The following is a 1,280-nucleotide window of genomic DNA, read 5'->3' on the forward strand; positions in this document are numbered from 1 at the left end:
TTGATAGGCCAGATCTGGAAGCACCGCAAGGTGTGGAGGTGACTGGTACTAATAGGCCGAGGGCTTGTCCTCAGTTGCTCGCGTCCACTGTGTTGTTCCCAGACAACGAACGGTTGTGCTGGCTGAACAGTTTCACTAATCAATTGAAAAGTGTGCTTGTTCGCTGCCCGTTCAAAACCCCGCTTATGCAGGGGTGTCTGAAAGGGTTTCGGTGGTCATAGCGTGAGGGAAACGCCCGGTTACATTCCGAACCCGGAAGCTAAGCCTCACAGCGCCGATGGTACTGCAGGGGGGACCCTGTGGGAGAGTAGGACGCCGCCGAACTAAATTTGGAGGACCTCTGGTCCCAGCGACTCGCTGGGGCCAGAGGTCCTTTTTTGTTTTTCCGAAGCGCGCCGGGTACCCGGCTGCGCGAGAATGACTTGCGGTACCGAAGACAGGAGTCACCCATGTCCACCAACTCTCCCGATGAGCGACCGGAGCGCGATCAGCGCCGCCGGGACAGTGGTGACCGCGGCGGCTACCGCGGAGCCCCGCGCCGCGACAACGACCGTCGTGACGATCGTCGGGGCGACGACCGTGGCGGCTTCCGCCGTGATGACCGCCGCGACGGCGATCGTGGCGGGGACCGAGGCGGAGACCGGGGTGGCTTCCGTCGCGACGACAACCGGCGTGATGACAATCGCGGCGGTAGCGGTGGCGGCTACCGTGGCCGCGATGACCGTCGCGAGGGCGACCGCGGCGGGCGTCCGCCGTTCCGGCGTGACGACCGCCCCAGCGGGCCTCGTCGTGACGACCGCCGAGGCGACGACCGTCCGGCTCCCCGTCGAGAGGGGGACCGTCCGGCCTTCCGTCGCGACGACCGCCCGAGTGGCCCGCGCCGGGATGACGACCGTGGTGGTTTCCGTCGTGACGACCGTCGTGATGACCGCCGTGACGGCGATCGTGGCGGGGACCGCGGTGGCTTCCGTCGGGACGACAGCCGTGGCGGTGGTGGCTTCCGTCGGGACGACCGACGTGACGACCGTCGCGATGATCGTCGTGGTGATGACCGTGGTGGGTTCCGTCGTGATGACCGGCGTGACAGTGGTGACCGGGGTGACCGTGGTGGGTTCCGCCGCGATGACCGGAGCGACTTCCGGCGTGACGACCGCCGAGGCGACGACCGTCCGGCTCCCCGTCGCGAGGGGGACCGTCCGGCCTTCCGTCGCGACGACCGCCCGAGTGGCCCGCGCCGGGATGACGACCGTGGTGGTTTCCGTCGTGACGACCGTCGTGAT

1 rRNA gene and 1 pseudogene are annotated in these 1,280 nt (G+C 67.3%); both read left to right on the forward strand.

Features of this window, described 5'->3' with window-relative positions:
* Positions 1–207: 207 nt before the first annotated feature.
* Positions 208–324, forward strand: a 5S ribosomal RNA gene (rrf, locus tag ACZ4WS_RS08240).
* 146 nt (positions 325–470) lie between these two features.
* Positions 471–1,280 (forward strand): annotated as a pseudogene (locus ACZ4WS_RS08245) (hypothetical protein); the annotation flags it as partial.

Source organism: Streptomyces sp. NPDC029292, assembly GCF_055569295.1.